Raw genomic sequence first — 26087 nt, forward strand, 5'->3', positions numbered from 1 at the left:
ATTTTGTAGACAAGCGCACATGATTGCGCGATCATCGTTGCCACATTGGAATATTGATTAAAAGCAAAAAACATTTCAAATGGTATATGGCCACGACCACCCGATGGTAAAAAGGGTGGCGGCTAGCGATGACGGAGACGATGTGAAAATTCGGCGCATTTATGCGGGAGAACTCGCCCTGGGCGTGGCCTTGCCCTGGGACGTGCATGGCGAGACGGGTGGCTTGCTGGCCAGGCTGGGCCATGTCATCAGCAGCGAGAACCAGATCGAATTGCTGCTGGCGCGCGGCGTCATCGCCGATACCAGCGCCGACCTGCCGCGCACGGCCACGGAAGCACCTTCGGCCCTGCGCATGCTGAACCTCGTCACGGCGGGCCTGGCCCTCGTCTTGCCGGCCATTGCTGCCGGGCAGGCGGGCAGCCACGCGTCCTTGGCGCCGCTGGCGCAGTTGGTGGAAGAGGCGGTGGCACTGGACGCCGACGTGGCGCTGGCCTGCATCCTGCACAACCAGGGCGCGGGCGACTTTGCCGTGCGCCACAGCGTCGACACGGCCGTCATCACGGCCTTGCTGGCGCGCGCCCTGAAACTCGACGATGCCATCGTACGCAGCGTGGTGCTGGCGGCGCTGAGCATGAATGTGGGCATGCTGGAACGGCATGCGGATTTCCAGCACAAGGCGGGCCCGCTCGATGCGCAGGAACGCGCCTATTTGCGCGCCCATCCGCAAGTCGGTGTCGACTTGCTGCGCGCGGCGGGCGTCACGGACGCCGTCTGGCTGCAAGCCGTGCTGCAGCACCATGAAAATATCGATGGCAGCGGCTATCCGCTGGGCACGCAAGGCGAGGCGATCGGCATCGGCGCGCGCCTGATCATGCTGGCCGACCGCTATTGCGCGCGCGTGTCAAGGCGCAGCTATCGCCGGCCTCTGCTGCCGAACGTGGCCCTGCGTGAAATGCTGATGGCCGACAAGGCCACCCTGGATGCGCCGCTGGCGTCCCTGCTGGTGCGCGAGCTGGGCATCTACCCGGTCGGCACCTTCGTCAAGCTGTTGAATGGAGAAATCGGCGTCGTCACGCGCAAGGGCTTGAATGCCACCACGCCCCACGTGCAGTCGCTGATCGGCCCGCGTGGCGCGCGCCTGGACGTGCCGCTGCGGCGCGATACGCGCGTGGACTTGCACGCCATCCGCGAAGTGCTCAGCGCGGAGCAGGCGGGCCTGCAGTTTCGTCCCGACCAGCTGTGGGGCAGCAGCGCCAGGGCGTGATTGCTGTGTCATTTATGTCACTGTATTTGCAAAAATAATAATTGATTAATTGCAATTACTGCAAAAGATTATTACCATTAGTTTCCTGATGGTTACAAATACAGCGTTGGCCGATAGCGGCGAGAGGTCGTCAAACTCCCGTTGCAGATCTCAGCCATGACCACATGATCCGTATCTACACTGGAGCTTAGCGATGAAAAAACTGATCTGCCTGATGGCCCTGTCCGGCGCCGCCCTGTTGTCCAATGCGCACGCCGCCACGGTGTTTTCCGACAACCACAGTGGTTTGGGCGCCTTGGCCAGCCCTGGCCAGATTACCGATACTTTTACCGCCTCGGCCGGCGCGGCATTGCTGAGTTTCGAGATTCAAGGATATGCCAGTCTGGATGGCGCGAATGATTATGCGGACGTCTTCAAGCTGAGCGTCAACGGCACGACGCTGCTGACGGGCAGCTGGGACCTGGGCGGCGGCGGCGCCAACGTGATTTACCTGAACCCCAACAATGCCACCGTCAATGCCCAGACGAACGGCGCTTTCAGCGGCGGCAAAGCCAGCGTCTACATTCCGATTGCCTTGTTGAGCGGCCTCAACTCGATCACGTATTCCTACTCGGGCAATGCGCAAGGCCTCGGTGACGAAGGCTGGGGCATCAACGCCGTGAACGTGTCGGCCGTGCCGGAACCCGGCACCTACGCCATGCTGCTGGCCGGCCTGGGCCTGGTGGGTTTCATGACGCGGCGCAAGGCAGCGAAAAAAGCGGCGTAACGGTCAGTTCAACAGACCCGCATCGAGGCGGCCCTCGGCCGCCAGTTCGCGCATCACGCGCACCGTATCGATGTCGGATTCCTTGTAGGCGGAGCGGCGGAAATCGTCGTACAGGGCGTTGGCCGCATCGGTGGCCGCGTCGTGGCCATCGTCGTACTGGAAGCGCACCCACAGGCTGGCCTCGTCGGGCATCTCGATCGTCATCACCAGCGAGGACTTGCTGATGTCCTTTTGCGCCGCCACTTCATAGCGCACCTGCAGTTGCGGCACCAGCACCACCTTGTCATTGATGACCAGCTCGCCATAGCGCAGGCTGCGCGCGAAACCGGCGTCGCTGCGCTCGCTGATCTGGCACTCGTCCAGGTGCGGCACGAACAGCCTGGGCGACTCGGCGCGCAAGACCAGGCCGCGCCAGACTTGTTCCAGGGTCAGGGTGTCGATCAGCGGGTTGAGCGGATCGTTGATTTCAATCAGGTGTTCAAATTTCATGGGGCTGTCATTCGGTAAGTGGGCGCGCACGGGCGATATAGGCGGAATGGTACTCCAGGCTTGACATCGCCGCACGCATGGCATGGGCCAAGATGGCGGCACAGGGCGAGATATCAATGCCATTGCCTGTCTTTCCCGCAGATCTTGCCGTGCAAATGGGGTGCGCGACGCTGTTACAATGGGCTGCTGTTCCCTGCGGAAATACCCTGATGTCCAAAGCACCACAGTTCGGTCTGAATGCGCCCCAAAGCGAAGCGGTTACCTACCTCGACGGCCCTTGCCTGGTGCTGGCGGGCGCCGGTTCGGGCAAGACGCGCGTGATCACGCAAAAGATCGCCCATCTGATCGAAGACCGTGGCTATGACCCGCGCACCATCGCCGCGCTGACCTTCACCAACAAGGCGGCGCTGGAAATGCAGGAACGCATCGCCAAGCTCTTGAAGCAACCGCGCCAGGCCAAGCAGTTGACGGTATCGACTTTCCACTCACTGGGCGTGAAAATCCTGCGCCAGGAAGCCAACGGCGTGGGGCTGAAGGACCGCTTCTCCATCATGGACAGCGACGACTGTTTTTCCCTCGTGCAAGACCTGGCCATTACCACCGATAAACAGGTGATCCGTGGCATCCAGGGCGCCATGTCGCTGTGGAAAAACGGCCTGATCGACCCGGACATGGCGCTGGCGCAAGCCAAGGACGAGGACGAGGCGAACGCGGCGCGCATCTACCGCAGCTATGTGGCGACGCTCTCCGCGTACCAGGCCGTCGATTTCGACGATCTGATCCGCCTGCCGGTGGAACTGTTCCGCAACAACGGCCCCGTGCGCGACAAGTGGCAGCGCCGCCTGCGCTATCTGCTGGTCGACGAATACCAGGATACGAACACCTGCCAGTACGAACTGGTGAAACTGATGGTGACGGGCATCGGCAAGAAGCCGATGTTTACGGCCGTGGGCGACGATGACCAGGCCATTTATGCGTGGCGCGGCGCCACGGTGGAAAACCTGAAGACGCTGGAGACGGATTTCCCCGACTTGCGCGTCATCAAACTGGAGCAGAATTACCGCTCCACCATGCGCGTGCTGAACGCGGCCAATGCCGTCATCGGCAACAACCCGAAACTGTTTGAAAAGTCGCTGTGGTCGGAACATGGCCTGGGCGAGCCGATCAAGGTGCTGGGCATGCAGACGGACGAGCAGGAGGCGGAGCAAGTCGCCATCATGATCTCGGCCGACCATTTTGAACGCAAGAACAAGTTTTCCGATTATGCGATTTTGTACCGCGGCAACCACCAGGCGCGCATCATCGAGCAGTGTCTGCGCAAGGAGCGCATTCCGTACACGATCTCCGGTGGCCAGAGCTTCTTCGACAAGGCCGAGATCAAGGACATCATCAGCTATCTGCGCCTGCTGGCCAACGAAGACGACGACCCGGCTTTTATTCGCGCCGTGACGACGCCGCGCCGTGGCGTGGGCCAGTCGACTCTGGAAGTGCTGGGCGCGTTTTCGGGGCAGTGGCAGTGCTCGCTGTTCCAGGCCGTCTTTAAAGGCGGCATCGAGGCCAAGCTGACGGACCGCCAACTGGGGCCATTGCGCGACTTCTGCAACTTCATCAATGACCTCGAATCGCGCGCCAGCCGTCCCGGCGCGGCCGGCAGCGGCGACAATGCGGCCGAAGTGCTGGACGACATGATGAAGGAAATCCACTACGAATCGTATCTGTACGACGCCTTCGAGGAACGGCAAGCGCAAAGCAAGTGGCAGAACGTGCTGGAATTCGTCAACTGGCTGAAGGAACGGGGCCGGGGCGGCAAGGACCGCGACGGCGAAGAAAAGAACGTGCTGGAATTGACGCAGATGGTGGCCCTGATGACCATGCTCGAAGGCAAGGACGAAGAGCAGGATGCCGTGCGCATGTCCACCCTGCACGCCTCGAAAGGGTTGGAGTTCCCGCACGTGTTTCTGGTCGGCGTGGAAGAGGGGATTTTGCCGCACAAGGGCGACCCTGACGCGCCGGCCGAAACCATCGCCGCGCGCATCCAGGAAGAGCGGCGTTTGATGTATGTGGGCATCACGCGCGCCCAGCGCACCTTGCACGTCACCTGGTGCAAGAAGCGCAAGCGGGCGGGCGAGCAAGTCCATTGTGACCCGTCGCGTTTCATCAAGGAAATGCAACTCGACGTGGGCGACGCCGTGCCAACCGAGTCGGAAATCATTTCGCCGAAAGAACGTCTGGCGCGCATGAAGGCCTTGCTGGCCACGTCGAAGGCTTAATTAGAGAACGTTCAGGCTTCCACGGCGCCGTCCGGCGTGGTTTTGGGCACGATGGTCAGCTGCATGCCCAGCGCATCGAGCATCTTTAAAATGGTTTCGAAGCGCGGCTTGCTGCCTTCGCGCAAGGCTTTATACGCGCCTTCGCGCGTGATGTCGGCCCTGGCCGCCACCTTGCCCATGCCATAGGCGCGCACCACGTCGTTCATGGCCGACTGGAACAGTTCGGCGTTGCCGGTGGCGACGATTTCGCTCATGTAGGCGGCCACGGCGGCTTTGCTGGTCAGGTGTTGCGCCGGGTCAAATTTGCTCAGGCCTAATGCTTCCAGGTCGTCGAGGTCGAAGGTGTCATGGTCGCTATGTTGGTTCATTTTTTTCGTGCTCCTGTGGATGCCGCCGCCGCTTTCTTCAGGGCCGCTTGCCGGGCTTTCAAGTCCCTGAGGATCGCTTGCGCCTGCTTGATGTCGCGTTGCTGGCTGGACTTGGTGCCGCCCAGCAGCAGCAAGATCAGGGTGCCCCGATTCGTTTCGTGAAAATACACGCGCCAGCCGGGTCCCGTCTGTAAAAAACGCAGCTCGCACACGCCTTCGCCCACTGGCCGCCAGTCGCCCTTTTTTCCGTGCTGCAAATGCTTGATGCGCGCATCGATGGCGGCGGCCGCCACGTCGTGCAGGGAATCTTCCCAGCGCCGGTATTCGGCCGTCTTGCGCGTATCGATCAGGTCAGGCAAGGTGGATACGTCCATTGTAATCGTTTGTTCTCATTCGTCAAGCGGTTTGATTCAGCCATCGGGGAAGAATAGGCAGAAATGGCCACCTGACCGATGGGGAATGGACGAGGTTTGTGCTGGCTCACGCCGCTGCGGCGGTAGAATGCCGCTTTCAGTCAGGAATCACCGAGAGCACCATGGACAATGCAGAACAGATGGAAGTACGTTTCGTCGATATCGAAATCAAGCTGGCGCAGCAGGAAGACCTGGTCGAGTCGCTGAACCAGATGGTGTACCAGCAGGGCAAGCGCATCGACCAGCTGGAAGCGATGCTGCACAAGCTGGGCGAACACGTGCGCGACGGGGCGCAGCAGGCGAATGGCGGACTGGTGAACGACCGTCCGCCGCACTATTAATCAAGGGAATTGCCTGGTTACCGCTGCTCGTCCAGCGCGGTCCATGCCGGCAACTGGTGCTTGCGCCGATCGCGGGCATAGACGCTGGCCATGGCGATGCCAAACAGGCTGCCTGCCGCACAGGCCGCCACCAGCGCCGCCAGGGGCGATAACGGGGTGGCTGCATCGGGCCGCGACCAGAAAAAAAACCACATGATCAGGCCCCAGAACATGCCGAACCAGAGCCCCATACCGAGCGCGGTACGCAGAAAGGACAGGAAATGCGGCGGCGGAACCTGCACGCCGGCCTTCCACAACAGGCGTATCAGCGGCGGCGCATAGTGGCTGCGGGCCATGCCCGTGTTGCTCAACAGTTCCAGGGCGCGTGTCTTGCGGTGCTCAAAGCTCATGGATTCTCCGTGTATTGTTGCCGAATGGATACTATATGCCATACAGGTCAGCTGAGTATTGATATTTTTCATTGCTGCGGGCAGGGGAGCTGCCGTATCAGCGTGCATGTCCGGAGAGTCGGGCATGAAAACCTTTCATGTATGAGCGTATCGCTACCATCGGTAGTTGCGGGTGACGCAAGTGTGTCAGGCTGTTATTATTTCAGGCTGGCCCGCGACACAATCGCGGCTCTCTTGCGTTTCTTGAAAGAAGACATGACCCGTCCAACAATGCTCGTCATCGCCGCCAGCCTGATGCTGGCGCCAGCCGCCGTCGCTTTTGCCGCTACCGCGGCCTTGCCCGCCTCGAACCCGTTTGCGCAAGCGAGCAGCCTGCCATTCAACTATCCGCCGTTCGACAAGGTACAGGACGCCGACTACGCGCCCGCCTTTGCGGCCGGCATGGCCGCCAACCTGGCGGAAATCAACGCGATTGCGAATAACAAGAAGCCAGCCACATTCGACAACACCATCGTCGCCATGGAACGTTCGGGCCAGCTGCTGAGCCGCGTGCGCACCGTGTTTTCCGTGATGTCCGGCTCGAACACGAATGACACGATCCAGGGCCTGGAACGCGAACTGGCGCCGAAAATGGCGGCCCACAGCGACGCGGTCATGCTCAACGACAAGTTGTTCAAGCGCATCGACACCCTGTACGCCAAGCGCGACAAGCTGGGCCTCGATGCCGAATCGAAACGCCTGCTGGAACGCTATCACACGGATTTTGTACGCGCGGGCGCCAAGCTGTCGGCGGCTGACAAGCAAAAGCTGCGCGCCTACAACGGCCAGCTGGCGGCCCTGTCGACCAAGTTCGCGCAAAATGTGCTGAAAGAATTGAACGCCTCGGCTGTCGTCGTCGATACGCGCGAAGAACTCGACGGCCTGTCACCGGCCGCCATCGAAGTGGCTGCCGGCCTGGCCAAGAAGCGCGGCCTCGATGGCAAATACGTGATCGCCCTCGTCAACACGACGGGCCAGGCGCCGCTGTCGCTGCTGACCAACCGCGCCGTGCGCGAACGCATCATGGCCGCTTCGCAAGCGCGCGGCAGCCGTGGCGGCGAGTTTGACAATACCGCCGAAGTGCTGGAACTGGCGAAACTGCGCGCCGAACGTGCCGCGCTGATGGGCTACCCGAACTATGCTGCGTATTCGCTGGAAGACCAGACGGCGCACGACACCACTGCCGTAAACGCCCTGCTGGGCGAGCTGGCAAAACCGGCCGTCGTCAATGCGCGGCGCGAAGCGGACGATATCCAGAAGGTCATCGATGCAGGCAAAGGCGGCTTCAAGGTGGGCGCCGCCGACTGGGCTTTCTATAGCGACAAGGTACGCGCCGAACGCTACAACTTTGATGAGACCCAATTAAAACCGTACTTTGAAATGCACAGCGTGTTGACCAAGGGCGTGTTCTTTGCCGCTGGCAAGTTGTATGGCCTCACTTTCAAGCAGCGCACCGACTTGCCCGTCTACACGTCCGACATGCTGGTGTACGACGTCTTCAATGAAGACGGCACGCAACTGGCCATTTTCACGCTGGACCCTTACGCGCGCAGCAACAAGCGCGGCGGTGCCTGGGCGAATGCCTACGTGGGCCAGTCGAGTTTGCTGAATCGCAAGCCGGTGATTGCGAATAACCTCAACATTCCGAAGCCGGAAGCGGGCCAGCCGACCCTGATGACGTTTGACGAAGTCAACACCATGTTCCACGAATTCGGCCATGCGTTGCACGGCATGTTTTCGAACGTGAAATACCCACGCTTTGCCGGCACCAGCGTGCCGCGCGACTTCGTCGAATACCCGTCGCAAGTCAATGAAATGTGGGCGCTGTGGCCGGAAGTGCTGCAAAACTACGCCAAGCACTACCAGACGGGCGCGGCCATCCCGGCCGAGCTGCTGGCCAAAGTGACGGCGGCCGACAATTTCAACCAGGGCTATAAAACCACGGAATACCTGGCATCGGCCCTGCTGGACCAGCGCTGGCATCAGCTGACCCCGGCACAGATCCCCACCGACGTGCTGGCGTTTGAAAAAACCGCCTTGACGGAGGCGGGTGTCGATTTCGCCCCGGCGCCGCCACGCTACCGCACCACGTATTTCTCGCACGCATTCGCGGGCGGCTACTCGGCCGGCTATTACGCCTACCTGTGGTCGGAAAAGCTCGATGCCGACACGGTCGAGTGGTTCAAGGAAAACGGCGGTTTGACGCGCAAGAACGGCGACTGGTTCAGAGCCAAGTTGCTGTCGCGCGGCGGCAGCGCCGATGCGCTCGACATCTACCGCAACTTCCGCGGCCGCGATGCGAAGATCGAGCCGCTGCTGCAACGCCGTGGCCTGAACGGTAAATAAGTCGGCAAGTAACAGGGTGATTCCGGCCTCAAGGCCGGATCAATGAAAAAATGGCTGCCAAGCAATTGGCGGCCATTTTTATTTGGCGATGTTGGTTGTAAACCGTGGTAAACCGCGCAGTTGGCGTGCTGCACCACAGGATAGCCCATGTTGGATGACGCCTGTGTGACAGGCTGCTATGATCTGCCACTGGCCCGCGACGCGATCGCGGTTCTTCCCGCGCTTCCTGAAAGATGTCATGATCCGTCCACAACTGCTCGTCATCGCCGCCAGCGTCATGCTGGCCCACGCCGCTCCTTCCGCCCTGGCCGCCGCCGCACCCGCCGCCGCCATCAGCGCCCAGAATCCCCTGTTGAAAGTCAGCCCGCTGCCATTTCAGATGCCGCAGTTCGGCCTGATCAAGGATGCTCACTACGCGCCGGCGTTTGCCGAAGGCATGAAACGCCAGTTGGCCGAAGTCAATGCGATTGCCAGCAACCGCCAGGCGCCCACGTTCGAGAACACCATCGTCGCGCTGGAGCGCACGGGACAGCTGCTGCACCGCGTGCATAGCATCTTCAGCAACATGACCTCGACCAATACCAATGCCGTGCTGGAAGCGGTGGAAGTGGACGTGTCGCCGAAACTGGCTGCGCACGGCGACGCCATCACCCTGAATCCGAAACTGTTCACCCGCATCGACACCCTGTACGCCAAGCGCGACAAGCTGGGCCTCGATGCCGAATCCTTGCGCTTGCTGGAACGCTATCACACGGATTTCGTGCGCGCCGGCGCCAAGCTGTCCGATGCGGACAAGGAAAAACTGAAAGCCTATAACGCCGAACAGGCGGGCCTGGAAACGGCCTTCGCGCAAAACGTGCTGAAGGAAACGAATGCCAAGAGCATCGTCGTCGACACGCGTCTTGAACTGGCCGGCATGACGGACAGCGATATTGATACGGCCGCCGCAGCCGCCAAGGAACGCGGCTTGAACGGCAAGTTCGTCATTGCCCTGGTCAATACCAGCGGCCAGCCGCCGCTGGCGGTATTGACGGATCGCAAGACGCGTCAGCGCCTGATGGATGCGTCGCTGAACCGGGGCAGCCAGGGCGGCGAGTTCGACAACCGCGCCATCGTGCTGAAGCTGGCCAAATTGCGCGCCGAACGGGCCAGCTTGCTCGGTTACGCCAATTACGCCGCGTATTCGCTGGAAGACCAGACGGCGAAGACCACGACGGCCGTCAACACCTTGCTGTCGGAACTGGCGAAACCGGCCGTCGCCAATGCGCGCCGCGAAGCGGCCGACCTGCAGCAAATCGTCGATGCCGAGAAGGGCGGTTTCCAGGTGGCAGCAGCCGACTGGGCCATCTACACGGACAAGCTGCGCAAGCAGCGTTTTAATTTCGATGAAAACGAACTGAAACCGTACCTGGAACTCAACAGCGTGCTGAACAACGGTGTCTTCTTTGCCGCGAACAAGTTGTATGGCATCAGCTTCAAAGAACGCAAGGACTTGCCGGTGTACAACCCGGACGTGCGCGTGTATGACGTGCTCGATGCCAACGGCAAGCCGCTGGCCCTGTTCATCGCCGACTTCTATGCGCGCGGCAACAAGCATGGCGGCGCGTGGATGAATGAATACGTGTCGCAGTCAATGTTGATGGGCACGCATCCCGTCGTCGCCAACCAGTTGAATATTCCGAAGCCACCGGCCGGCCAGCCGACGCTCTTGACCTTCGATGAAGTGACGACCATGTTCCACGAATTCGGCCATGCGCTGCACGGCATGTTTTCGAACGTGAAATACCCGCGCTTTGCCGGCACCAGCGTGCCGAGCGACTTCGTCGAATATCCGTCGCAAGTCAATGAAATGTGGGCCGTCTGGCCGGAAGTGCTGCAAAACTACGCCAAGCACTACCAGAGCGGCGCGGCCATGCCGCAGGAACTGCTCGACAAGGTCACGGCGGCGAAGAAATTCAACCAGGGCTTCATGACCACGGAATACCTGTCGGCGGCCCTGCTGGACCAGCGCTGGCACCAGCTGGCGCCGGGCCAGATCCCGACGGACGTGCTGGCCTTTGAAGCGGCATCGTTGAAAGACGCTGGTGTCGACTACGCGCCCGTGCCGCCGCGCTACCGCACCAGCTACTTCTCGCACAGCTTCTCGGGCGGCTACTCGGCGGCATACTATGCCTACCTGTGGTCGGAAAAGCTGGACGCGGAATCGGTCAACTGGTTCAAGGAAAACGGCGGCCTGACGCGCAAGAATGGCGACTGGTTCCGCAGCAAATTGCTGTCGCGCGGCGGCAGCGTCGATGCGCTGCAACTGTTCCGTGACTTCCGTGGCCGCGACGCCACCGTGGAACCGCTGCTGGAACGCCGCGGCTTGAACGCGCAGTAAAAAAGTGCGTGCGCCTCAATGATTCCAGAATTCATTGAGGTCATCCTGATACTCCGAATCAGGATAGAGCGGCTGGCGCGGCGGGCGTTCGGGCATGGGATAGCCGTGCTTGCGCGTCCAGGCGCGCAGGTCGGCAATCACGCCGGGCCGTTCGCCGCCCGGGCATTCGTGCAGGCATAGCCACTGCTTGCCCTGCATGCCGATGACGGGTTTGGGCGGGTCTTCAAAGCGCGACCAGCCCACCAGCTCGCCAATGAAGTTGCCGCGCTTGCTGTAGGTGGTGACGTCGATATACGGTTGCCCGGGGTCGTACAGCTGGGCGGTCCATTCGCGGCAGCCGACATGGCCGCTAGGGTCGTCCTTTTTCCAGTTAATCTCATAGCGAAAGGCATCGAGAGTGCTACAGACGGCAGGTGAAAAGGATGAGGCGCCGGGAATGCCCTGATCCCAATTTGCAATCTTGTAAGGCTTCTCATACGGTTCGTTGTTGCGGGTAAGGACGAGGCTGCGGATGAGCGATATCTTGCCGGTATATTGCGACAATACAGGATCGTTGTTTATAACGCGGCCATTGCGATCAAACGAGATCAGCACGGTGGCAGTATGCGCGGTCTTCGAAGTGATAACTTGCGTCGATTGCGTAAAGAGCTCTTTGGCGTTCAGGTAAACATAGGGTTCTGATTGTTTACCGTCCAAGGCATTACGTTTTTTTGCAAATTGAATACTCCGCCTCATGTAATTTTGCGCATCCATGAACAAGACATAGCGGATTTCCCAGCGGTTATCGAGCCACTCTCTGGAAGGATCACGTTTTTTTTCCGGGGATGCTGCGTGAGTGGCGCTGGCCCCGAAGATCAGTGTTGCAAGCACGCGGAAAAAGAAAGTGACTTTCATAAAATATTAGGCTCTTTCACAGTGATGTGCAGATGATGGGAGTGTATTTTCTCGTTGCCGTTGCGCTGCTCGTTTGCTACCGGGGGGGGTAGGTCGCCAGTATCTGGCTCCATGTACCATGGATCGAAAATCTGTGATACCAAAGTGTGCTTGCCCAGTCGACTACGCAATACATTCATCAAGACTGGTTCGCTTTCATTCCTTGCCTTATTCCATTGATCTTTCGCTTCATCTCTTCTACCAATTTTCTGCTCCCTTTCGCTTTGTGTTTGTGCAGTACCATTGTTATTCAAATTTACTTGTTTGCTCGCTTCCATATACTCTTCATAACGCTGCTTTTCCTGCGTAGTGACATTCGGATTCCTGCCCCCCGCGCCAGTCAGTCCGACGCGGTTGATGTGCACTGTTTGACTGGCGTTGGCGATGTAGACGATATCGAGCCCCAGGCCGGCGCGGTGGGCGATCGAACCGAGCATGGGCCGCCAGCACGAGGTCACATGCACTTCGGTGACGCCGGCCTTGTACGCTTCGCTCAGCAGGGCGGCGAAGGCGGCCGGGTGGGTGCGCGGCAGCACGTCCTTGAGCAGGGAGTAGTAGGTGATGTTGGCGCGTGCATTCTCGGAATCGGCGAAGGCGACGCGCAAGGCATGCGCCAGCGCCACGTCGCTGGCGGGAAACTGGACCAGCAGTTGCGCGGCGGGCAGGCCGCTGTAGATGGCGCGCACGGCGACGCGCACGGGGGGCGGGGTTTCTGGCGGCAGGATGGCGTCGGCTTGCGCCGCCGTATACAGATGCGAAATCTGCATCCAGATGTCACCCGTCAGCAGGGCCTTGTAGCAATCGACGGCGCGCTCGCCGGGCTGGTCCGCCTGGCGCGTGACCGAGGTGCCCACCTCGGCGCGCGCATGGCTGATGCGGCCTTGCTTTTCCGTGATGACGACCTCGACGTCATGCTCGCCCACTTGCAGCGCATACACGGGTTCACGCCGGAAATCGGGGTGCACATCGCTGTTGAGAAACAAGGCGACGCGCGCGCCCGGTGCCACCAGCAACTCGATGCTGCGCTTGCTGCCGCTCAGCTTGCGCAGATTGGGGGCGGCTTCCTGTACCTTGCCATCGATCGATACGCGATACGGCAGCGCCAGGTCGCGTTTCGTCGCGCTCGTATCGAAGACGTAGCGCACCTTGCGCCGGGCGCTGACATTGACCGTCGTCAGCGAAGTGCTTGCCGTCAGCGTGCCTGTCGCGGCAGGCGCTGCTTCAGTCATGCTCGCCGCCAGGCTCCGTCGCCGGTGTCTGTGCGCTGGTTTCCCAGAATAACTGGACGCTGGCCGGGTCGTGGCCGCTGACCGTCTCGGTGCGGCCGTCGCTGTCGGTCACGCCGCGTACCGTGCGTCCATCGGGCAACAGCATGCGGTACGGCAGGCCCGCCACCGGTGCGCCCGACTCTTCATCGAGCGCGCGGAAGGCCGCGCTGTAGTTGCCAGCGGCGGCAGCGGGCGCCAGGGTAGCCATTGCCGGCGCTGCCGCCGGCGCATCGTCGATCTGCATCGTATGCTGGGTCGCCATCAGCTTGGCGCCGCATGCCGTGCGCATGCCATCCACGGCGGTGCCGATGCCGGCATACGTATGAAAATCCAGGCCTTCGGCGATAGGAAAGTTGCCCTTGCATTTAGGGCAGAAGGTCATGTGACCCCGCTGCGCCACTTGGCGCCCGTTGGTGGTCACGTTGGCATTGCCTTCCAGTACTTTACCGCCGTGGCTGGTGGGATCGCCCTTGCAGATGACTGCGCGCATCATTTGCTTCTCCTGCAGAAACAAAAGTTTCAATGTAACGGGCTGGGAAATTGGCAAGCTGATCTGGCGCAAGTGAGTGCCTTGCGGGAGCGGATGGGCAAGAGGATTTATGGCAGAATCGTGCCTGCCAACTTTTACGAGTAAGATAAAGCCATGAGCAAGGAACTGCAGGGCCTCACGCTGGAAACCATCCTGACGCGTCTACAATGCCACTACGGCTGGGATGGTCTGAGCAAGCACATCGATATCAATTGCTTTATCAGCGATCCCAGCATCAAGTCGAGCCTGAAGTTTTTGCGCAAGACCCCGTGGGCCAGGAGCAAGGTGGAACAATTGTTCCTGGACACGCAATTTACTGACTGACAGGAAAAAGATATGGATAGCAAACTCAAGGAATCGCTGCAACAGCTGCAATCGACCATCGCATCTGGCGATCCTGTGGATGAAGAAACGCATGGTTTGCTGCAAAAGCTCAATGGTGATATTCAGCAACTGCTGGAAAAGCGCGCCGCGCAGGAACAGGACGAAGAGTCGACCACCTATGGCCTGGCCGAGCGCAGCCAGGAATTATCGGCCAAGTTCGCCGTCAAGCATCCGAAACTGGAGCCGGCGTTGCGGGAATTAGGTGAGATTTTAGCGAATATGGGGATCTGATGTAACCCGGGGAAAAGCTGGGGTCAGACCCCTGAAGGGTCTGACCCCAAGGGCCACATTTCCCCAAGTGATTGAAAAATAAACGTTTTTCATACAAAAATCCAACAGTAAAAAACAGGCCGTCAGGTTGGAAATGGCCAATTCCGGTACAATCCGTACCCTATGAGCTCCCCTACCAATTTATTTGCGACCGTTCCCAAGCGGTCTGCCCGCGCTGCCGTGGCGCCTTTCCTGCCGATGTCGCGTGCCGAGATGGACGCGCTGGGCTGGGACCAGTGCGACGTCATCCTCGTCACGGGCGACGCCTACATCGACCATCCGAGTTTCGGCATGGCCCTCGTTGGCCGCCTGCTCGAAGCGCAAGGCTACCGCGTCGGCATCATCAGCCAGCCGGACTGGCTGTCGGCCGACGCCTTCCGCATCCTCGGCAAGCCGCGTTTGTACTACGGCATTACCGCCGGCAACATGGATTCCATGGTCAACCAGTACACGGCCGACCGCAAGATCCGCTCCGACGACGCCTATACGGCGAATGCCGAACCGAATAAACGCCCGGACCGCGCCGTCACCGTGTACGCCCAGCGCGCGCGCGAAGCGTATCCCGACGTGCCGGTGGTCATCGGCAGCATCGAAGCGTCGCTGCGCCGCATCGCCCATTACGATTACTGGTCGGACAAGGTCCGCCGTTCCGTCTTGCCCGATTCCAAGGCTGATTTGTTGATCTTTGGCAATGCCGAACGGGCGCTGGTCGACCTGACGCACCGCCTCGCTGCCGGCGAAAACATCAAGGATATCCGCGACTTGCGCGGCACGGCCTTCATGGTGCCGGCCGGCTGGTTGCCCGGCGACGACTGGGGCGTGCACAATTCCACCCGCGTCGATGTACCCGGCAAGGTCGATCCGCACTACAGCCCGTACGAGATGGTGCAGGAAGACAAGACCGCCTGCGCCACGGAAAATGCCTCGAAATCGGCCGAAGTCATCAAGCCGATCCGCATCATGAGCCGCGAAGAGCGCCTGGCCATGGCCAAGGAAAAGCACGACAAGACCGTCGTGCGCCTGCCTGCGTATGACGTCGTCAAGGATGACCCCGTCATGTATGCGCACGCCTCGCGCGTGTTCCACCTGGAATCGAATCCCGGCAACGCGCGCGCCATGGTGCAGGCGCACGGCGAACGCGATGTGTGGCTCAATCCGCCGCCGCTGCCGCTGGCCATGGACGAGATGGATGGCGTGTACGACATGAACTACGCGCGCGCGCCGCACCCGAGCTATGGCAAGGCGCATATCCCGGCCTGGGAAATGATCCGCTTCTCCGTCAACATCATGCGCGGCTGTTTCGGCGGCTGCACCTTCTGCTCGATCACGGAGCATGAAGGCCGCATCATCCAGAGCCGTTCGGAGCCGTCCATCCTGCGCGAAATCGAGCATATCCGAGATAAAACCAAAGGCTTTACGGGCACCATTTCCGATATGGGTGGTCCGACGGCGAATATGTATCGCCTCGCTTGCAAGGACAAAGAGATCGAAGTGTCGTGCCGCCGCCTGTCCTGCGTGTACCCCTCCATCTGCGTCAACCTGGGCACGGATCACAGCAAGCTCATTTCCCTGTACCGCAAGGCGCGCGCCATTCCCGGCATCAAGAAAGTGCTGATCAGCTCGGGCTTGCGCTACGACCTGGCCGTGCGTTCGCCAGAGTACGTGAAGGAACTGGTGACGCACCACGTCGGCGGTTTGCTGAAGATTGCGCCCGAGCACACGGAAGAGGGCACTTTGTCGAAGATGATGAAGCCCGGCATCGGCGCGTATGACGAGTTCAAGGAAATGTTCGACCGTTTCTCGCTGGAAGCGGGCAAGAAGCAATACCTGATCCCGTACTTCATCGCGGCCCATCCGGGCACGACGGACCTGGACATGCTGAACCTGGCCCTGTGGCTGAAGAAAAACAATTTCAAGCTGGACCAGGTGCAAACCTTCATGCCCACGCCGATGGCCATGGCGACGACCATGTATCACACACGCAAGAATCCCCTGCGCAAGGTCACGGCAGATTCGGAAGTGGTGGAAACGGCGCGCAGCGGCAAGATCCGCCGCACGCATAAAGCTTTCCTGCGCTACCAGGACCCGGCCAACTGGCCGATTTTGCGCGAAGCGCTGGTCAACATGGGCCGTGGCGACTTGATCGGCAATGGCGACAAGCACTTGATTCCTGCCTGGACCTCGTCCGAGTCGGGTGGCCTGGCCGCAGGCGAACGCAGCCGCCAGACGCATGGCGCCGGCACGCCGGACAAGTTCAAGGTCACGCCAGGCAAGAACCGCATCGCCCTGGGCGGCACGGCAGCGGCACCCAAAGCATCGGCTGCGGAATCGAAAGTGCGGCCGTCGATCTTATCGACCATCAAAACGAAGGCCAAGCCGGCCGCCGTACCGATGGGCCGTGGCAGCAAGCCGCCCGCCAAGGGCGGCCATGCCGCGCCGGCACGGGGCGGGCGCAAGTAAACTGCCCTCGGCGCCTCGGGCATCGCCTGAAAACCCGGCAACGCGGACTGCGTTGCCGGGTTTTTTGCTCTCTGCGCACCAAGATGGTGCGCGAGATCTCCTTGGCGGCAGGATTTTTACCAATATTTAAAAATTGAATAGAGCAAAAGGCAATTTTCTCTTGTGGCAACTTGCTGTTTGAAAATATACTCGTTGCATATTTAGCCGTACGGCAACAAAGCTGCCATTCTGGCAAGCGATACAGGCGTACGGCGTCAGCGTTGATATGAAAAGAGATGCCAATTGAAATGCCTTTCCTGCCAGGCCGAGAATAAACCGGGTGCAAAATTCTGTTCTTCCTGCGGCACGACGTTTGCCGTTGCCGCCACCGATGCCGCCCCGGTAGCAGGCAAATCCTGTGGCCAGTGCGGCCATGATTGCAAGCCCGACGCCAAGTTCTGCCCCAAATGCGCGTTCAGCTTTGCCGTGGCGCCGGTGGCGGTGCCGCTGCCGGTCGCCGTACCAGTGGAAGACGTGGTTGCCGAAGCTGTCCCGGAACCCGTTCCCGTTCCCGTTTTCATCCCGGAACCGGTCGCGCCGCCACCGCCACCGCCACCGCCCGTGCTGGAAAAGCGCCGTGCCGATCCTGTCCCTGCGCCCGCGCCCGCAGCAGTGACAGACAGCGTTCCCGATACGCCAGCTGACAGCCCACCGGCTGGCAAGCGCATGAAACTGATCGCCGCGGCGGTCGCCGTGGTGGCGGTGCTGCTGGGCGGTGCGGGCGCTTACTATTTCTTGTCAGGCAAGCCGCCTGTCGTCGTGCCTGAACCGGAGCCAACCTTGCCGGCGCTGGAAGGCCCTGCGTCTGCCGCCGAGCAGCCGCTGGCCATCGATGACGCTGCGCTCGATGGCGGCACGGCGGGCGACCTTGCCGCGACACCTGCTGCCGAGCCTGAGCCTGAGCCAGCGGCAGCGGCAGCGGCAGCGCCTGCTCCGGCACCCGAGCCGGCTCCAGCCCCGGCCCCGGCCCCCGTCGTGGAAAAACCGGCCAAGCCCGTCAAGGCAGCACCGCCGGCCGCGCCTGTCAACAAGGCTGCCGGGCTGGAAAGCGTGATCACGGAGAGCCTGTCGGAAGCGAGCCACTGCATGAGCCAGCGCAAATACGACTGTGCCATTGCCAACGCGAATGCCGTGTTGCGCATGGACAAGGGCAACCGCTACGCGCTCGACATCAAGCGCAAGGCGAAAGACGCGCAAGACAAGGCGCTGTCGCAAATCCAGATCGAGTAAGCCGCGCTGCTTGCTTTCCCCCTATTTTGTTCCTCCCGGAGAATAACGTGAAAAACTTGAAACAAATTGCCAAGCCCATGGTAGCGCTGCTGGTCGTGTCCTCGATGCTGGCCGGTTGCGCCGCGCCGGGTGGCCCTGGCGCCACCGGCACCTCCACCGCAGGCACGGAAGCGGCCAGCGGTGAATGCAATACGGCCATGCTGGCCGGCATCGGCGCTGTCGTGGGCGGCTTGCTGGGCGGTGGCACGAATACCGTGCGCGGCGCGGCTCTGGGCGCCAGCCTGGGCGCACTCGCCTGCGTGGCCTTGAATTATCAAAGCCAGCAAGTCAAGACGGCGCAGCAAGTGCAGGCCGACTACAAGGTGGCCAACAAGGGCAAGCTGCCCGAGCAGTCGACACTGGTGAAGTATGAGACGGCCTTTACGCCGTCCTCCGTCCGTCCGGGCCAGAAGGCGCAGACCAATTCGTATATCGAAGTGGCCGCCGGCACGCGCGATCCGAACCCGCTGGTGGAAGAAGAATTGAGCCTGTACAAGCCAAATGGCGACCTGATCAAAACTGTGCGCAAGGTCGTCAGCAGCAACAACGGCAGCGGCGCTTACAAGGGCGGCTTCTCGATTCCCATGCCCGAAGGCGTACCGCAGGGCATTTACCCCGTGCGTACCGCCTTGTACCTGAATAGCAAGCGTGTCGGCGGCCAGGACGTCAAGCTGCAGATCGTCCAGCGCCAGGCGCCTGCGAGCGAGTTGCAACTGGCGCTAGCCTACTAAATACCACGGGACGGCCAGGCAGGCCGTCCCATCCCGATTTCCCCCTTCCAGGCTAGACATGACCATTTCCACAGAAGCACATAAACCGTTTCCCTTTTCCTCCGCCGTGGGCTCGCTGATCGAAGCGACCGACGCCATCAAGAATTTCCGCGCGATTGCCCTGCTGGCCCTCACCTTCATCGGTGCCGTGCTCGTCGGTGGCGTGCTGATCATGCTCGCCGGCAGCATGAGCAGCACGCTGCTGGTCTTCCTGGGCGGCCTGATGGCCTTCCTGGTGATGTTTTACGGTTCCAACGCCGTGGGCATCCTGCTGATGCGCGATGCGCAGGGCCAGCCTGGCATGAGCCTGGTTGATGCCGTGCTCGTCTCGCTGTACACCAGCCACCGCCTGATCGCCGTCGTCTTTCTGGAATTTTTGATCGTGCTGGCGGCCATGATCGCCATCGCCATCATCTTGTTCGTCTGCAAAATCCCCGTGCTGGGCCCCGTGCTGTATGCGGTGGTCTTCCCCTTGTCGGCCATCGTGCTGGGCGTGCTGGTGTTTGCGCTGTTCTACGTGATGCTGCCGCTGGCCGGCCCTGCCGCCTGGTCGGGCGCCAGCGTGTTCCAGATCATTGCCCGCCTGAACCTGATCGTGCGCACCAAACTGGTGTCGGTGATCTTGCTGGAAGTGCTGCTGTTCCTGATCACGTCGTTTACCGCGCTGCTGATCTTTGGCGTGCTGGGCACGGGCGTGTCGCTGACCACGGGCATGTCGGCTGGCATCCTGGGCCTGGGCGGCGGTCAGATGAATATGTACGCGCTGGCCTCGGGCCTGGGTGGCGGCAGCGGTTCCGGCTATATCATCGCTGCCGGCCTCGGCGGCGGCTTGCTGATGGCGGCCGCGGCCGTTGTGCCTGGCCTGATCTTTACCAAGGGCGTGTGCATCATTTACCTGAACGCCACGCGCAATGTCGATTTCAGCGCCTCGGAAGCGAGCCTGAACGACGGCCTGGCCGTGGTCAAGAAAAAGGCCGAGGAAGCGCGTGAACGTGCGCGCGCCCTGGCCGAGCAGGCGACGGCTCCAGCCGCTCCAGCAGCGCCAGCTGCTGCGCCGGCTTGCCCGAATTGCAAGGCACCGGTCGCGTCCGATGACGTGTTCTGCGGTGAATGCGCGCATAAACTCAAGTAAGGCACACCATGGCTCACTTCTGCACCAAATGCGGCACCGCCCACACGCCTGACGCGCGCTTTTGCGATGAATGCGGCAAGGCCGTCAACGCTGCACCGGCGCCAGCGCCCGCACCTGTACCGGCATCTGCAGCAGCCGCGACGCCGGTGCTGTCCGGCGTGAAGCGGCGCCACGTCATGATTGCCGGCGGCGTGCTGGCGGTGGTCATCGTGGGCGGTGGCGCCCTGGCGTGGTTGCTGGCACCCGAAGCGGCCTCGGCCGGCAGTTTCAGCCGCGCCATCGATGCCCATCTGGCGGCCGATGAGGCGGCGCGCGACAAGTTGCTATGCCTCACCAACTTGCCATACCAGAAGGAAGAAATCCGCGTGGCCTCGTACGACAGTTCGACCCGGCAATGGCTCGATATCCTCGTGCGTAGCGGGCTGTATGCCGCTCCCGTCGAGCAAAGCAGCGGTGGTTGGGTTGCGCAATCGCAATTTGTCTACGCGCTGGCCGCTCCGGGCAAGGCTGCCTTGCGCGGCGACAAGCTGTGCGTGGCCAAGGGCGTGAAAGTGGCCAAGGTCAGCGGCTACGATCAGGTGCGCGACCTGGGCGCACAGCACGTGGCGATGGCCAAGGCCACGCTGGTATTGACCGATGAGGCGGCGTGGGTCGCCAAGTCGGCGGACCGGGCGCTGATCCTGCAACGCTTGCCGGACGGCGACCTGGAAGTGCGGTTGCCGCTGGCGCTGGTCGACAAGCAATGGCAAGTCATCGACGAAGCGCAGATGAGCCAGGCGGCCATGACCGGTGTAATAGGTAAAGCGCCGGCCGTGCAGGGTGCGGGCATGCTGGACAAGCTGAAGAGCGCGTTCCGCTTTGGCGGCCACCCGGCGGTGGGGAAATGGCAGGCGGCGATGGGCAATGTCCTGGAATTTACAAGTGACAGCGTGATCAATAACGGGACCTCGACCAAGGCCACCTTCACCACCAAAGGCAATACCGTGACGATCACGCCGGAAGGCGCGGGCGATGCGGCCATGGACATTATCGTCAGTGACGATGGCAGCACGGCGCAGATCAGCATGGGCGGCATGCGGGTGACAACCCTGCGGCGCATGCGCGATTAAGCGGCGAGCCAGGCGGCGCAGCTTGCCGCTTGGCACCGTTCCGGAACCCGGCCATGCCGGGTTTTTTTTCGCCCGCCCGCAGGCAGCGGCGCACACGCCAATTTATCTTGACATCAAGATAGTTCGCGCCCACACTGGACTTTTATCTTAATGTCGAGATAGTTGCATGACCTCTTCTTCTGCCCGTCCCGCCTGGGGCGACATTCTGCTCACGGCGCTGGCGCCCCTGATCTGGGGTTCCACGTATATCGTCACGTCCGAACTGCTGCCGCCCGACCGTCCCTTCACGGCGGCCCTGATCCGCGTGCTGCCGGCCGGCCTGCTGTTGCTGCTGCTGATGCGGCGCCTGCCCGCGCGGCATGACTGGGGCCGCGTGCTGATTCTTTCCGCGCTCAATATCGGCGTGTTCCAGGCCCTGCTGTTCGTCGCCGCCTACCGCTTGCCGGGCGGCCTGGCGGCCGTGGTGGGCGCCATCCAGCCGCTGCTGGTGATGGGCCTGGCCTGGGGCGTGGAAGGGCGCCGTCCGGCCCGCCTGGCCTTGCTTGCCAGCGTGCTGGGCGTGGCCGGCATGGGCGTTTTATTGTTGTCGCCGCGCACCGTGTGGGAACCCGTCGGCATCGCCGCCGCGCTGGGCGGCACGGCGTGCATGGCGGCCGGCACCTATCTGACACGGCGCTGGAAGCCGGACTTGCCCGTGCTGGCGCTGACGGGCTGGCAATTGCTGCTCGGTGGCCTGATGCTGGCGCCCGTCGCCTGGTTGGCCGACGCCCCGCTGCCCACTTTATCGCTGCAGCAAGTGCTGGCCTACGCCTACCTGTGCCTGGCTGGCGCCCTGCTGGCGTATGCCTTGTGGTTCCGCGGTATCAGCCGCCTGTCGCCCGTGGCCGTGTCCTCGCTGGGCTTGCTCAGCCCCCTGATGGCCGTCGTGCTGGGCTGGGCCTTGCTGGGCCAGGCCATGACGGGCTGGTCGATGCTGGGTTTGCTGCTGGTGCTGGCCAGCGTGCTGGCGGTGCAGTGGGCCAGCGCCCGGCCTGCAACAAACGCCTGACTTCTGCGCATTTCCCCTCGGCAGGCCGATCGCATCGGCCTGCCTGTTTCCCTCTGGGCGCTCCCTTTTTGCTGCACCGCACATACTGTTTTGCTTGCACTGATGTGTGGCATTGAGGCACTATTCGCTTCGCGCAAACGTTTGCGCGCAATGAAATTCCATAAAAGCATGCTCTACACGTGCTTGACCAACAACTCTGGAGACGCTCATGACATCCCGTATTCGCCTGAAAATGATTGCCGCCGCTGTCCTGGTGTGTGCCTTGCCCGCCGTGCCGGCGATGGCGCAGACACCTGCCAAACCGAAGGTGGCGCTGGTGATGAAGTCGCTTGCCAATGAATTTTTCCTGACCATGGAAAATGGCGCCAAGGCGCATCAGAAGGCGAATGCCGCCAAGTACGACTTGCTGTCGAACGGCATCAAGGATGAAACGGATACGTCGAGCCAGATCAAGCTGGTCGAGCAAATGATCGTCTCGCGCGTCAACGCGCTGGTGATCGCTCCGGCCGACTCGAAGGCGCTGGTGCCGGTGCTGAAAAAGGCCATCGACGCGGGCATCATCGTCGTCAATATCGACAACAAGCTCGACGAGAGCGCCCTGAAAGAGAAGGGCATCACCGTGCCGTTCGTCGGTCCGGACAACCGCAAGGGCGCCAAGGTCGTCGGCGACTATCTGGCCAAGCAGATCAAGAAGGGCGACCCGGTCGGCATCATCGAAGGCGTGTCGACCACCTACAACGCGCAGCAGCGCACCCTGGGTTTCCAGGACGCCATGAACGCGGCCGGTGCGAAAGTCGTCAGCGTGCAGTCGGGCCAGTGGGAAATCGCCCCTGCCAACACGGTGGCGGCCGCCATGCTGAACGCCAACCCGAATATCAAGGCTTTGCTGTGCGGTAACGACAACATGGCCATCGGCGCCATTTCCGCCATCAAGGCGGCCGGCAAGACGGGCAAAGTGCTGGTCGTCGGCTATGACAACATCAACGCCATCAAGCCGATGCTGGCCGATGGCCGCGTGCTGGCCACCGCAGACCAGTTCGGTTCGCAGCAAGCCGTGTTCGGCATCGAGACCGTGCTGAAAGCGCTGGCGCAGAAAAAGAAACAGGCCGAGCTCGGTGGCGTCATCGAAACCAAGGTCGAACTGGTCGCCAAGGGCGCCAAGTCCTGATCGCCTGATCGTTTGATCCCGCCGGGGCCGACGGCGCTTGCTCACCGAGCAGGCGGCGCCGGCCCCGCCGCCACTACCGCGGAGTTTTATCATGCCCATCGACATCCCCCCGGCGTCAGCCGCCATTCCCCTGTTAACGCTCGATAACATCGGCAAGTCCTATGTCGGCCCCGTGCTGGGCGGCGTGGGCCTGCGCTTCGCCGCTGGCCAGGTGCTGGCGCTGACGGGCGAGAACGGTGCCGGTAAAAGCACGCTGTCGAAGATCATCTGCGGCCTGGAGCAAGCCACGACGGGCACCATGCTGCTCGACGGCAAGCCTTACCAGCCCGCCTCGCGCGGCGCCGCCGAGGCGCTGGGCATCCGCATGGTGATGCAGGAACTTAATCTGATTCCCACGCTGTCGATCGCGGAAAACCTGTACCTGAAGAATCTGCCGCAGCGTTTCGGCTTCATCGACCGTACGCGCCTCGAACGCGATGCGCGCGAACAGATGGAGCAAGTGGGCCTGGGTGGCCTCGACCCGTGGACCCTGGTGGGCGAGCTGGGCATCGGCCACCAGCAAATGATCGAGATCGCGCGCAATTTAATTGGTTCTTGCCGTTTGCTGGTGCTCGATGAACCGACGGCCATGCTGACGCACCGCGAAGTGGAATTGCTGTTTCTGCAAATCGAGCGCCTGAAGGCCGAAGGCGTGTGCATCATCTATATTTCGCACCGCCTGGAAGAACTCAAGCGCGTGGCCGACCGGATCGCCGTGCTGCGCGACGGCCAGCTCGTGTGCGACGACGCTATCGCGGGACACTCCGCCGCCGACCTGGTCAGCCTGATGGTGGGCCGCTCGGCCGACGATGCGGTCGACTTGAGCGGCCGCAGCATCGGCGCGCCGCTGCTGCGCGTGCGGGGCTTGGCGCGCGGCAAGGTGGTCAACCCGACTTCGTTCGACTTGCGCGCCGGCGAAATCCTCGGCATTGCCGGCTTGATCGGCTCGGGCCGCACGGAATTGCTGCGCCTGATCTTTGGCGCCGACCGCGCCGACGCCGGTGACGTGTTCCTCGGCGACAGCGAGGTGCCCGCCGCCTTGCACTCGCCGCAGGCGGCCGTGAAAGCCGGTATCGCCATGATCACGGAAGACCGCAAGGGACAAGGTTTATTGTTGCGCCAGTCCATCGCCGTCAACACGACCCTGGCCTCGCTCGATACCGTCAGTGGTGCCGGTTGGCTCAACGATGCGGCCGAAGCGACGGTGGCCGACGATTACATTCAGCGCCTGGGCATCCGCTCGCGCAACAGCGCGCAAACGGTGGCCGAGCTCTCTGGCGGCAACCAGCAAAAGGTGGTGATCGCCCGCTGGCTGTACCGCGACTGCCCCGTGATGCTGTTCGACGAGCCCACGCGCGGCATCGATATCGGCGCCAAGTTTGATATTTATCAGGTGCTGGCCGAACAGGCGCGCCAGGGCAAGGGCCTCGTCATCGTGTCCTCCGACTTGCGCGAACTGATGCTGATCTGCGACCGCATCGCCGTCATGAGCGCCGGCAGCATCGTCGACACCTTCGAGCGCGGTGCCTGGAGCCAGGACGCGCTGCTATCGGCCGCCTTCTCCGGCTATTTGACCCCCACTTCCACTCCAGCTGCGGCCTGATCCGCCGGAAAGATTCCCATGACCACCCATTCCTCTCCTTCGTATCTGCAGCGCAGCCTGGCCGACCTGAAAAACTATGCGGGCCTGATCGGCGCTTTGCTCGCCATGTGCGTGCTGTTTTCGTTTGCCAGCGAAAACTTCTTTACCTTAGCTACCCTCAGCACCCTGTCGAACAATATCCCGACACTCGTCGTGATGGCCGTCGGCATGACGTTCGTGTTGATCATCGGCGGCATCGACCTGTCCGTCGGTTCCGTGATGGCGCTGGCCGCTTCCGTGCTGTCGCTGGCCGTCGTGCACTGGGGCTGGCCCGTGTGGAGCGCGGCCCTGCTGGGCATGTTCGTCGCCGCCCTGTGCGGCGCGACGACCGGCCTGATTTCCGTCGGCTGGCGCATTCCCTCGTTCATCGTGTCGCTGGGCGTGCTGGAAATGGCGCGCGGCCTGGCCTATCAGGTGACGAACTCGCGCACGGAATACATCGGCAGCGCCGTCGACGGCATCAGCTCGCCGATCGCCTTTGGCCTGTCGCCGGCCTTCATCGCCGCCATCGCCATCGTTGTGATCGGCCACCTGGTGCTGACGCGCACGGTGCTGGGACGCCACTGGATCGGCATCGGCACGAATGAAGAAGCCGTGCGTTTGTCCGGCATCAATACGAAACCGTCGAAAGTGCTGGTGTTTGCCTTGATGGGCTTTCTTGCCGGCGTGGGTGCCCTGTTCCAGGTGTCGCGCCTGGAAGCGGCCGACCCGAACGGCGGCGTGGGCATGGAATTGCAAGTGATCGCCGCCGTCGTGATCGGCGGCACGAGCCTGATGGGCGGGCGCGGTTCCGTCATCAGCACGTTTATCGGCGTGTTGATCATTTCCGTGCTGGAAGCGGGCCTGGCGCAGGTGGGCGTGTCGGAACCCGTGAAACGCATCGTCACGGGCCTGGTGATCGTCGCCGCCGTGGTGCTCGATACTTACCGCCGCCGCGGCGAGCGCGCATAATCGCAAGAGAA

Annotated in this window: 24 protein-coding genes and 1 pseudogene; 18 read left to right on the forward strand and 7 right to left on the reverse strand. The window is 61.8% G+C overall.

All coding sequences use genetic code 11. The annotated features are described in order from the left end of the window. Positions 1-142: 142 nt before the first annotated feature. A complete protein-coding gene (locus O0882_RS25450) occupies positions 143-1264 on the forward strand; it encodes an HD domain-containing phosphohydrolase (protein ID WP_289952499.1) in 1122 nt (373 codons plus the stop codon). A 193-nt stretch (positions 1265-1457) separates the two neighbouring features. Beyond that, positions 1458-2030 carry an FxDxF family PEP-CTERM protein gene (locus O0882_RS25455; protein WP_289952500.1) on the forward strand — a complete coding sequence of 191 codons (573 nt, stop codon included), beginning with the start codon at positions 1458-1460 and terminating at the stop codon, positions 2028-2030. A gap of 3 nt (positions 2031-2033) precedes the next feature. On the opposite strand, the gene O0882_RS25460 is transcribed toward O0882_RS25455, so the two are convergent. Next, entirely contained in the window at positions 2034-2519 is a 486-nt protein-coding gene (locus O0882_RS25460; RefSeq protein WP_289952502.1) for an SRPBCC family protein, read from the reverse strand. A gap of 209 nt (positions 2520-2728) precedes the next feature. Here O0882_RS25460 and O0882_RS25465 point away from each other — a divergent pair, with 209 nt between their 5' ends. After that, positions 2729-4789: a UvrD-helicase domain-containing protein gene (locus tag O0882_RS25465; RefSeq protein WP_289952504.1), complete on the forward strand. Its 2061-nt coding sequence runs from the start codon at positions 2729-2731 to the stop codon at positions 4787-4789. Between the two features lie 11 nt (positions 4790-4800). On the opposite strand, the gene O0882_RS25470 is transcribed toward O0882_RS25465, so the two are convergent. Further along, positions 4801-5157: an addiction module antidote protein gene (locus O0882_RS25470; protein WP_289952505.1), complete on the reverse strand. Its 357-nt coding sequence runs from the start codon at positions 5155-5157 to the stop codon at positions 4801-4803. Beyond that, a complete protein-coding gene (locus tag O0882_RS25475) occupies positions 5154-5531 on the reverse strand; it encodes a type II toxin-antitoxin system RelE/ParE family toxin (RefSeq protein ID WP_289952507.1) in 378 nt (125 codons plus the stop codon). Before O0882_RS25475 ends, O0882_RS25470 begins: the two co-directional genes overlap by 4 nt. A 161-nt stretch (positions 5532-5692) precedes the next feature. Between O0882_RS25475 and O0882_RS25480 the strand changes: the two genes are divergently transcribed. Then, a complete protein-coding gene (locus O0882_RS25480; RefSeq protein ID WP_289952509.1) occupies positions 5693-5911 on the forward strand; it encodes a SlyX family protein in 219 nt (72 codons plus the stop codon). Positions 5912-5928: 17 nt separating this feature from the next. Here the strand turns inward: O0882_RS25480 and O0882_RS25485 are convergent, their stop codons facing one another. Continuing rightward, entirely contained in the window at positions 5929-6426 is a 498-nt protein-coding gene (locus tag O0882_RS25485) for a DUF6404 family protein (protein ID WP_289952511.1), read from the reverse strand. A 129-nt stretch (positions 6427-6555) separates the two neighbouring features. Here O0882_RS25485 and O0882_RS25490 point away from each other — a divergent pair, with 129 nt between their 5' ends. Together O0882_RS25490 and O0882_RS25495 are read left to right on the forward strand one after the other, a co-directional pair. Beyond that, positions 6556-8685 carry a M3 family metallopeptidase gene (locus O0882_RS25490; RefSeq protein ID WP_289952512.1) on the forward strand — a complete coding sequence of 710 codons (2130 nt, stop codon included), beginning with the start codon at positions 6556-6558 and terminating at the stop codon, positions 8683-8685. Positions 8686-8923: 238 nt separating this feature from the next. Continuing rightward, the gene (locus O0882_RS25495; protein WP_289952513.1) at positions 8924-11065 is read left to right on the forward strand and encodes a M3 family metallopeptidase; all 2142 of its coding nucleotides are present in this window, start codon (positions 8924-8926) and stop codon (positions 11063-11065) included. Between the two features lie 15 nt (positions 11066-11080). On the opposite strand, the gene O0882_RS25500 is transcribed toward O0882_RS25495, so the two are convergent. Genes O0882_RS25500 through O0882_RS25510 form a run of 3 tightly spaced genes read right to left on the reverse strand, consistent with a single transcriptional unit; the run spans position 11081 to position 13759 of the window. Beyond that, positions 11081-11959, reverse strand: coding sequence for a hypothetical protein (locus O0882_RS25500; protein ID WP_289952514.1), 879 nt, complete (start codon positions 11957-11959; stop codon positions 11081-11083). Continuing rightward, positions 11956-13227 (reverse strand): hypothetical protein, encoded by a 1272-nt coding sequence (locus O0882_RS25505; protein WP_289952515.1) that lies wholly within the window; start codon positions 13225-13227, stop codon positions 11956-11958. The genes O0882_RS25500 and O0882_RS25505 overlap by 4 nt, the downstream gene beginning before the upstream one ends. Continuing rightward, entirely contained in the window at positions 13220-13759 is a 540-nt protein-coding gene (locus O0882_RS25510) for a PAAR domain-containing protein (protein ID WP_289952517.1), read from the reverse strand. The genes O0882_RS25505 and O0882_RS25510 overlap by 8 nt, the downstream gene beginning before the upstream one ends. 150 nt (positions 13760-13909) lie before the next feature. Here O0882_RS25510 and O0882_RS25515 point away from each other — a divergent pair, with 150 nt between their 5' ends. The 12 genes and pseudogenes from O0882_RS25515 (at position 13910) to O0882_RS25570 (ending at position 26076) form a co-directional block, all read left to right on the forward strand. After that, entirely contained in the window at positions 13910-14119 is a 210-nt protein-coding gene (locus O0882_RS25515; RefSeq protein ID WP_071075021.1) for a VF530 family protein, read from the forward strand. Positions 14120-14131: 12 nt separating this feature from the next. Next, the gene (locus tag O0882_RS25520) at positions 14132-14410 is read left to right on the forward strand and encodes a DUF4404 family protein (protein ID WP_071075022.1); all 279 of its coding nucleotides are present in this window, start codon (positions 14132-14134) and stop codon (positions 14408-14410) included. Between the two features lie 237 nt (positions 14411-14647). Continuing rightward, positions 14648-16909: a YgiQ family radical SAM protein gene (locus O0882_RS25525; RefSeq protein ID WP_289952678.1), complete on the forward strand. Its 2262-nt coding sequence runs from the start codon at positions 14648-14650 to the stop codon at positions 16907-16909. A gap of 282 nt (positions 16910-17191) precedes the next feature. Further along, a pseudogene (locus O0882_RS29140) lies at positions 17192-17299 on the forward strand (zinc-ribbon domain-containing protein); the annotation flags it as partial. Between the two features lie 75 nt (positions 17300-17374). Continuing rightward, complete coding sequence (locus tag O0882_RS25535; protein ID WP_289952526.1) at positions 17375-18178, forward strand: hypothetical protein; 804 nt, start codon at positions 17375-17377, stop codon at positions 18176-18178. A 47-nt stretch (positions 18179-18225) separates the two neighbouring features. Continuing rightward, positions 18226-18948 (forward strand): hypothetical protein, encoded by a 723-nt coding sequence (locus tag O0882_RS25540; protein ID WP_289952528.1) that lies wholly within the window; start codon positions 18226-18228, stop codon positions 18946-18948. 58 nt (positions 18949-19006) lie between these two features. Continuing rightward, entirely contained in the window at positions 19007-20119 is a 1113-nt protein-coding gene (locus O0882_RS25545; RefSeq protein WP_289952530.1) for a zinc ribbon domain-containing protein, read from the forward strand. Between the two features lie 8 nt (positions 20120-20127). Then, on the forward strand, positions 20128-21228 hold the full coding sequence (locus tag O0882_RS25550) for a zinc ribbon domain-containing protein (RefSeq protein WP_289952531.1): 1101 nt from the start codon (positions 20128-20130) through the stop codon (positions 21226-21228). 166 nt (positions 21229-21394) lie between these two features. Further along, the gene (locus tag O0882_RS25555; protein WP_289952533.1) at positions 21395-22276 is read left to right on the forward strand and encodes an EamA family transporter; all 882 of its coding nucleotides are present in this window, start codon (positions 21395-21397) and stop codon (positions 22274-22276) included. A 232-nt stretch (positions 22277-22508) separates the two neighbouring features. Beyond that, complete coding sequence (locus O0882_RS25560) at positions 22509-23444, forward strand: sugar ABC transporter substrate-binding protein (protein WP_289952679.1); 936 nt, start codon at positions 22509-22511, stop codon at positions 23442-23444. Between the two features lie 91 nt (positions 23445-23535). Further along, positions 23536-25086, forward strand: a complete 1551-nt coding sequence (locus O0882_RS25565; RefSeq protein WP_289952534.1) for a sugar ABC transporter ATP-binding protein — start codon at positions 23536-23538, stop codon at positions 25084-25086. Between the two features lie 18 nt (positions 25087-25104). Then, entirely contained in the window at positions 25105-26076 is a 972-nt protein-coding gene (locus O0882_RS25570; RefSeq protein WP_071075031.1) for an ABC transporter permease, read from the forward strand. Positions 26077-26087: the final 11 nt, after the last annotated feature.

The sequence above is a fragment of the Janthinobacterium sp. SUN073 genome (genome assembly GCF_030397665.1).
Lineage (GTDB): Bacteria > Pseudomonadota > Gammaproteobacteria > Burkholderiales > Burkholderiaceae_D > Janthinobacterium.